6 protein-coding genes and 1 pseudogene are annotated in these 6,829 nt (G+C 72.5%); 1 reads left to right on the top strand and 6 read right to left on the bottom strand.

From position 1 onward, the window contains the following. Window positions 1-104: 104 nt before the first annotated feature. The 5 genes and pseudogenes from FHE66_RS09500 to FHE66_RS09480 all read right to left on the bottom strand — a co-directional run bounded on the left by FHE66_RS09500 (window position 105) and on the right by FHE66_RS09480 (window position 2,601). Window positions 105-791: an HAD family phosphatase gene (locus tag FHE66_RS09500; RefSeq protein ID WP_139072718.1), complete on the bottom strand. Its 687-nt coding sequence runs from the start codon at window positions 789-791 to the stop codon at window positions 105-107. Further along, window positions 788-1,246, bottom strand: a complete 459-nt coding sequence (locus FHE66_RS09495; protein WP_139072717.1) for a PTS glucose transporter subunit IIA — start codon at window positions 1,244-1,246, stop codon at window positions 788-790. Before FHE66_RS09495 ends, FHE66_RS09500 begins: the two co-directional genes overlap by 4 nt. Continuing rightward, window positions 1,243-1,503, bottom strand: a pseudogene (locus FHE66_RS09490) (glucose PTS transporter subunit EIIB); the annotation flags it as partial. The gene FHE66_RS09495 and the pseudogene FHE66_RS09490, both read right to left, overlap by 4 nt. A 76-nt stretch (window positions 1,504-1,579) precedes the next feature. Further along, window positions 1,580-1,831, bottom strand: coding sequence for a PTS transporter subunit EIIB (locus FHE66_RS09485; protein ID WP_139072715.1), 252 nt, complete (start codon window positions 1,829-1,831; stop codon window positions 1,580-1,582). Further along, the gene (locus FHE66_RS09480; protein ID WP_139072714.1) at window positions 1,828-2,601 is read right to left on the bottom strand and encodes a GntR family transcriptional regulator; all 774 of its coding nucleotides are present in this window, start codon (window positions 2,599-2,601) and stop codon (window positions 1,828-1,830) included. The genes FHE66_RS09485 and FHE66_RS09480 overlap by 4 nt, the downstream gene beginning before the upstream one ends. Window positions 2,602-2,806: 205 nt before the next feature. Between FHE66_RS09480 and FHE66_RS09475 the strand changes: the two genes are divergently transcribed. Beyond that, window positions 2,807-4,198 carry a PTS transporter subunit EIIC gene (locus tag FHE66_RS09475; protein WP_255303674.1) on the top strand — a complete coding sequence of 464 codons (1,392 nt, stop codon included), beginning with the start codon at window positions 2,807-2,809 and terminating at the stop codon, window positions 4,196-4,198. A 293-nt stretch (window positions 4,199-4,491) separates the two neighbouring features. Here the strand turns inward: FHE66_RS09475 and malQ are convergent, their stop codons facing one another. Then, complete coding sequence (gene malQ, locus FHE66_RS09470; protein ID WP_255303673.1) at window positions 4,492-6,636, bottom strand: 4-alpha-glucanotransferase; 2,145 nt, start codon at window positions 6,634-6,636, stop codon at window positions 4,492-4,494. Window positions 6,637-6,829 lie beyond the last annotated feature (193 nt).

Genomic DNA, 6,829 nt, shown 5'->3' with positions numbered 1-6,829 from the left:
CAACTCCGCTGTCGCGCGGAAGTCGGCTCTCGCACACAACTCCGCTGTCGCGCGCTAATCCGCTGTCGTGCGGAAGTCGGCTCTCGCGGGAGGGGTGGGGTGGGTCAGGGGGTGGGTGCGAGGAGGGTGAGGTCGGGGACGACGGCGTCGGCTCCGGCCTGGGCAAGGACGTCGTGGCCCAGGCTCGTCGTCACGCCGACGACGAACCCGACGCCGGCGCCACGGGCGGAGGCGATCCCGGCGACCGAGTCCTCGGCGGCCAGGCAGTCGGCCGGGTCGACCCCGAGCCGTTCGGCGCCCAGGAGGAACGGCGCGGGCTGCGGCTTGCCGACGGGCGTGTCCTCCGCCGTGACGAGCCGGACCCCGAGGTCGGCGACGCCGAGCAGCTCGAGCGCCTCCTCGGCCCACGAGCGGAACGCCGAGGTCACGAGCGAGACCGGGAGGCCGGCTGCCCGCCACCCGCGAATGGCCTCCGCGGCGCCCGGGACGGCGACCGGCGGGTTGGCCTCGTGGTCGAGGTGGGAGAGCACGGCAGCGGTGAGCTCCCGCGGGTCCTCCCCGCGCCACGGCCCGTCGATGGCGCCGAAGGACTCGTGCCCTCGCCGCCCCATGAACTGGCCCACGACCTCATGGCCGACGTCCCAGCCCCGGGAGGCGAAGTAGGCGTGGAAGGCAGCGCGCTGCATCGGCTCGGAGTCGACGAGCGTGCCGTCGAGGTCGAGCAGCACGGCGGCACCGGGCCGGCGCAGGAAGGTGCCGACCCGGAGCCGCAGGTCCTCGACGGTCCTCACTCCCAGGTGAACAGGTCGTCTCCGGCCGCGACGTGCGCGCCGGGCTCGACCGCGAGCGTGAGGGAGTCCGCCGCGCCCTCGAGCGCGACGACGGGGCTCACCGGAGACCGACCGCCGGCCTTGACCTCCGCGGGGCTCCAGCTGACGAGCAGCTGTCCCTCGCTGACGGTGTCCTTCTCCTGGGCGTGCAGGATGAACCCCTCGCCCTCGAGCTGGACGGTGTCCAGGCCGAGGTGGACCAGGACGCCCTTGCCCTCCGCGGTGAGGATGACGAAGGCGTGCGGGTGAAGCTTGACGATGGTGCCGGCGACGGGGGCCAGGACGTCGACCTGACCGTCCCCCTCGGGCTCGACCGCGATGCCGGGGCCGACGATCGAGCCCGCGAAGACGGGGTCGGGCACGTCGGACATGGCGACGACGGTGCCCGCGACCGGCGCGAGGACGCGCACCGTCACCGAAGGTCCTCGATGTCCTCGACGATGTTGTCGGCCTCGGGGCCCACGACGACCTGGATGGCGTTGCCCTGCTGGACGACGCCGAAGGCCCCGGCGGCGCGCAGCGCGGCCTCGTCGACCTTGCTCGAGTCCTCGACCTCGACACGGATCCGGGTGATGCACGCCTCGAGGTCGACGATGTTCTCGTCGCCACCGAGGGCCGCGAGGATGGACTCTGCCTTGCTCATTGTGTGCTCCTCATCCACGGCCGCGGCCGTGTGTCGATGACTGACGCGCCATGCGTCGTCGCGTAGGGAAACCTTAACTGGTCCAGACGTGTGCGGCGTCGTGACCTCAGGCGTCGTCGGAGCGGCGCCACGCCTCCTCGCTCAGGTCCCCGAGGAGGGCGTCGAGCTCGGGGCCGACGACGACCTGGACGACGCGCCCCCGCTGGAGCGAGCCGTGCGCCCCGGCCGCACGCAGCGCGTCGGGGTCGACCTGCTGGGGGTCCTCGACCTCGACGCGAAGGCGGGTGATACAGGACTCGAGCTCGCGAATGTTGTCGATGCCGCCCAGGCCGGCGAGGATCGCGTGGATGTCCTTCACGCCAGTCCTTCCTTCGGGTTCGGTTCGTCCCGGGTACCGACCACCGCGGCGAGACGACGCCGGGAGGGCACCAGGGTGGGACCGGGCGCGCTGACCGGGACCCACAGCGAGTATCGGTCACCGCGGTAGACCGACACGCCGTAGTCCACGGCCAGATCCCCGGAGAAGGTGCGGCGGCGGATCTGCAGCCCGGCGGCGCCGGGGCTGATCCCGAGGTGCCCGGCAACCTCCTCGTCCAGCTGGACCGCCTCGATGACGTCCTCTCCCCACGTCGGGGCGAGCTCGCGCTCGGCGAGCGCGTCGTAGACGCTCGACGCGGGCTCGGGCTCGAGGAGGTCGGGCACGAGCGCGGCGGGCACCCAGTTCTGCTCCACCGCCATCGGCAGCCCGTCGGCCAGCCGCAGGCGGCGCAGGTAGTAGACGTCGGCCCCGACGGGCAGCTCGAGCGCCGCGGCCAGCTGGGGGGTCGCGGCGGTGAGCTCGGCGGCGAGCACGCGCAGGTCCGGCTCCATGCCCCGGCGCCGCATCTCCTCGGGGAAGGAGGCGAGCCGGAGCTGAAGGTCGACCTTGGGCTGGGCGACGAAGGTCCCACGCCCCTGGACGCGTTCGAGGAGACCCTCGACGACGAGGGCGTCCACAGCCTGGCGGACGGTCATTCGGGAGACCCCGAACTGCCCGCACAGCTCACGCTCGGAGGGGATGGCGTCACCGACGCCGAGCTCCTCGGCGATGAGCGAGCGCAGGTGTTCCCGCACCGTCAGGTACTTCATGGCCGTCCTTCCGACAGCGGATCGGACGTGCCTTCTGCGGCGCGCCCTACCGACGCTTGACACGCACGATCTTAGGGCGCTCTAGTATGCACAACTGGTCCAGACATCCTTCACGAGATGTCTACGACCCCGCCCGGGTAACCCTCCCGGAACGTAAGAAATCCCGACGGTTCCCCCACCGTCGCCCCTCGATGAGGAGCCTGACGTGACAGCAGCAACCGCCGGCGCCGCCGCGGCCCCGGCCAAGAAGGTAAAGAAGCCGATCCCCGGCTTCGCCCAGCTCCAGCGTGTGGGTCGCTCCCTCATGCTGCCCATCGCTGCCCTCCCGGCAGCCGGCCTCCTGCTCCGGCTTGGCCAGCCGGACCTGCTCGGTGTCGACGGCGTCGCCGGCTGGGCAGGCATGGGCTGGATGGAGCCGGTCGCAGCCGTCTTCGCCGCGGCCGGTAACGCCCTCTTCTCCAACCTCCCCCTCCTCTTCGCCGTCGGTGTCGCCGTCGGCTTCGCCCGCAAGTCCGACGGCTCGACGGCGCTGGCCGCCGTCGTCGGCTACCTCGTCCTCACCAACGTGCTCGGCGCGCTCGCGCCGATGGAGGCCCCGTGGGGCGGCACGTTCGGCGGTGGCGAGGCCGGCGCCGAGACCATCAACTACGGCGTCCTCGGCGGCATCATCATCGGCATCATCGCCGCGGTGCTCTACCAGAAGTACTACCGGATCAAGCTGCCGACCTACCTCGCGTTCTTCGGTGGGCGTCGCTTCGTCCCGATCGTCACGGCCGTCGCGGCGATCGTCGCGGCCGTCGTCCTCGCCTTCCTCTACCCGGTGTTCGACACCGTCATCACGGGCTTCGGCGACTGGGTCACCGACCCGGGCAACTCGGTTCTCGGCGGCTTCGTCTTCGGTACCGTCAACCGCCTGCTCATCCCGTTCGGCCTGCACCACCTGCTGAACAACCTGCCGTGGTTCCAGTTCGGCTCCTTCGAGAACGCGGCCGGCGAGGTCGTCCACGGCGACATCGCCCGCTTCTTCGCGGGCGACCCGACCGCTGGTGTCTTCATGACCGGCTTCTTCCCGATCATGATGTTCGCCCTGCCGGCCGCCGCCCTGGCGATCTGGCACACCGCCAAGCCGTCGCGCCGCAAGATCACCGGCGGCATCATGCTCTCGGTTGCTCTCACCGCCTTCCTCACCGGTATCACCGAGCCCCTCGAGTTCGCGTTCGCCTACGTCGCCTTCCCGCTGTACGTCGTGCACGCGCTGCTCACCGGTAGCTCGCTGGCGCTGATGAACGCGCTGGAGTACCGCAGCGGGTTCTCCTTCTCGGCCGGCTTCTTCGACTACGCGCTCAACTTCAACATCGCGACCGGGCCGCTGATGATCCTCGTCTTCGGCCTCATCTACGGCGCGATCTACTACGTCCTGTTCCGCTTCGCCATCACCAAGTTCAACCTCCGCACCCCGGGGCGTGAGGACGACGGCGAGGACGGCGCCGCGACGCCGTCGGTCTTCGACGAGGCCCAGGAGGCCGCCGCCGTCTCGACCGGCAAGCGCGACGCCGAGCCTGGGGCCGCCGGCGCCGAGCCGAGCAGCAACAGCTAGCCACGCGCAGCACGAAGGGCCCGGCACCGCGAGGTGCCGGGCCCTTTCGCGTGCCCGGGGACAACGCCGACGCCCCCGGACCGGGTCAGGCACCCACGAGAAGCCCCGGCACCTGCCACGGGCGGCGCCCACGACGGCGCCGGAACTCGCGCCGGGCACGACGGCGCGCGCCCACGCCGACGACGCCCGCACGCACCCCAGGCCACGGCGGCACCCACGCCCGCTCCGGCACCGGCGGCCACGCACGCGAAGGGCCCGGCACCGAGTGGTGCCGGGCCCTTAGAGCGCGAGCGTCAGTCGCGCGCGATCTCCTCGCGGACGACGTCGAGCAGGGAGCGCAGACGGGCGTTCTCGGCGAGGTCCTCGACGAGGACGACGTGCTCCGATCCGTCGGCCAGCGGCAGCTTCCAGTTCGGGTACTCCTCGTCGGTCCCGGGCTGGTTCTGGGCGCGCCGCTCCCCCACCGCGTCGACGAGCGCGACGCCGACCATGCGCGAGGGCGTACGGGTGACGTAGGCGTGCAGCGCCTCGACGAGCTGGCGCTCGGTCGGCTTCTCGGGCAGCAGCCCGTACTCACGCAGCCGGGCCACCATCCGGTCGCGCTCACGCCGCGCCTCGGCGCGGACGACCGGCACCGGCTCGGTGAGCAGACCCAGGCGCTCGCGCAGGTCGACGTGCTCCTCGGCGAGGTAGCCCGCCGTCGGCGGCAGGTCGTGGGTGTTGACGGTGGCGAGCACGAGCTCGCGGTAGTGCTCGGGCCGCAGCGGCCCGCCGTCGTCGGTCTTCTCGAACCACAGGACCGAGGTGCCGAGCACGCCGCGCTCGGCGAGGTAGTCGCGCACCCACGGCTCGACGGTGCCGAGGTCCTCACCGATGACGACGGCGCCGACGCGCTGCGCCTCCAGGAGCAGGACGCCGACCATCGCCTCGTGGTCGTAGCGGACGTAGGTGCCCTCGGCGGCGCCGTGGCCGTCCGGGATCCACCACAGCCGGAACAGGCCGAGGATGTGGTCGACGCGGATCGCCCCGGCGTGCCGCAGGACCGTGCGCAGCATGTCGCGGAACGCGGCGTAGCCCGTGCGGGCGAGCGCGTCGGGACGCATCGGCGGCTGGGACCAGTTCTGCCCCTGCTGGTTGTACATGTCCGGCGGCGCACCGACGCCGATGCCGCGCGCGAGGACGTCCTTCATCGTCCACGCGTCGGCCCCGCCCGGGTGCACGCCGACGGCGAGGTCGTGCATGACGCCGAGCGCCATCCCCGCCTCGGTGGCCGTGCGCTGGGCGTCGGCGAGCTGGGTGTCGGCCACCCACTGGAGCCACACGTAGTAGTCGATCCGGTCGGCGAGCTCGACGCGTGCCTTGTAGAGGGCGGGCGAGGAGAGGTCGTCCAGGCCCTCGGGCCACTCCTTGCCCTCGTAGCGCTCGGTGAGGGCGCACCAGAGGGCGAAGTCCTCCAGACCCTGCCCCTGCGCGGCGCGGAAGGCGTCCAGACGGCGCTGGCGGGCCGGTGAGCGGCCGGCGGCGTAGATGACCTCCAGCGCCTGGCGCTTGGCGGCCCACGCGGCGTCGCGGTCGATGGGGCTGGGGTCGCTGACGGAGCCGCGGACCTCCTCGGCCGCCCACTCGACGAGCGCGCGCTGCGGGCCCGGCAGGTAGGCGCACTCGCGGATGTCCTCGGGGCGGATGTACAGCGGGTTGACGAACCGCCGGGTCACCGGGAGGTAGGGCGAGGGAGTCATCGGGCCGACCGGCTCGGCGGCGTGGAGGGGGTTGATGAGCAGGAAGTCCGCGCCCTGGTCCCCGAAGAAGCTGCCGAGCTCGGCGAGGTCGGCGAGGTCGCCGACGCCCCACGACGCGCGCGAGCGCACCGAGTACAGCTGGGCCATGACGCCCCACGTGCGCTCGGGCAGCCCGGCCGGCGGGGTGAGCGCGTCCGGGGACACGGCGAGCGTGCAGCGGGCCAGCTCCTCCTCGCCGACGACGGCGACGACCTCGTGCCAGCCGAGCGGCAGCCCGGCGGGGATGCGGAAGGTGGCACGCCCGGTGCGCACGCCGTCGACGTCGCGCGGCTCGACCCACACCGGGAGCTGCTCGAGGTCCCGGCGCTGCCCGTCCTCGAGCGCCACGTGCACGGTCACGGGGGTCCCGTCCGGGACGTGGACGGCCAGCTCGTGGTCCCGGCTCTGCCGCAGCACGAGGCTGGGGGGCAGGACGGAGCGCCACGGCGCGAGCTCGACGTCGGACAGCGCGGTGGCGACGTCGTCCTCGCTGTCGACGACGACGCCGAGCGCCGCCAGCACTGCGCGGATGGTCGTCGCGGAGACGGTGCGGTGGTGACCGGTGAAGTCCCAGAAGTCGGTCGCGACGCCGTAGGCGGCCGCCAGCCGCTGGAGGTCGCCGCTCGGCAGGTCAGGTGCCGTCGGGGTTGCGGTGTTCACGTGCTCAGCTGCTCCTTGCCATGGTCCTCGGCACGCTGTCGATCTTGCCAGACTGGCACCCCGGTAGTCCCCCGGGACGGCACGCATCACACTTTCGGGCGATAAGGTCGACCGTACGGCGGGCCGGGCGGCGAGCCCGTCGAGACGCTCCGTCAGGGAGAATGTGACCCGGCACCGGCCCGTACCGGCACCT

This window comes from Georgenia sp. 311 (assembly GCF_006151955.1).
Taxonomy (GTDB): domain Bacteria; phylum Actinomycetota; class Actinomycetes; order Actinomycetales; family Actinomycetaceae; genus Oceanitalea; species Oceanitalea wutianyii.
Note: the sequence above shows the minus strand (reverse complement) of the source record. Positions and strands in the feature narration are given on the sequence as shown.

What these genes read in the sequence shown, in the direction of transcription:
- FHE66_RS09480 (WP_139072714.1), bottom strand. Translation starts at nt 2,601, where the DNA reads ATGAAGTACCTGACGGTGCGGGAACACCTGCGCTCGCTCATCGCCGAG.